This window comes from Paenacidovorax caeni (genome assembly GCF_001298675.1).
In the GTDB taxonomy this organism is placed as follows: Bacteria; Pseudomonadota; Gammaproteobacteria; order Burkholderiales; family Burkholderiaceae_C; genus Paenacidovorax; species Paenacidovorax caeni.
Genome location: NZ_CYIG01000150.1, coordinates 1 through 607, shown reverse-complemented (window position 1 = coordinate 607; position 607 = coordinate 1). Strand labels below are relative to the sequence as shown.

Genomic DNA, 607 nt, shown 5'->3' with positions numbered 1-607 from the left:
ATACGCGTATCTCAAGGATGTGCTGACCCGGCTGCCCACGCACAAGGCCAGCCGCATCGACGAACTCTTGCCACACCGCTGGCAATCCGGCGCCATCTGAGTCTCAGCCATGACCGTCGGCGGCGGTCAACATGGGTTTGCCGGACGCATACGAACATTCCTCGCAGAACGAAGCGTCGCGTCCCCAAACGCGAGCCGGTACCGCTGACTGCAGGATCGTTCGTCAATCAGGGCTGGGCGCTGGACTTCATGCATGACGTGCTCTACGACGGCCGGCGGTTCCGCACCCTCAACGTGATCGACGAGGCCAACCGCGAGGCCCTGGCCATCCAGGTGGCCCAGTCACTGCCGGCCTCGATGCTGATTCGCACGATGGACCGTTTGGTCGATTGGTACGGCGCGCCACTATCGATCCGGATGGACAACGGCCCGGAGATGACCAGCCACGACTACGTCGAATGGGCCCAGCGCAAGGGCATTGCCTTGAACTACATTGAGCCCGGTGAGCCCAACCAGAACGCCTACATCGAACGGTTCAACAGGACATTCCGCACCGAGGTGCTCGATGCCTATCTGTTCAATTCCATCGAGCAAGTCCAGGCCATCG

At 61.4% G+C, this 607-nt stretch carries 2 protein-coding genes; both read left to right on the top strand.

The window, feature by feature from the left end:
- Positions 1 to 100: transposase domain-containing protein (locus BN2503_RS19190; RefSeq protein ID WP_148639798.1), on the top strand; the 100-nt coding region annotated here is incomplete at its 5' end.
- A 149-nt stretch (positions 101 to 249) separates the two neighbouring features.
- On the top strand, positions 250 to 607 hold a 358-nt coding region (locus tag BN2503_RS20650; protein WP_158447385.1), incomplete at its 3' end, for a DDE-type integrase/transposase/recombinase.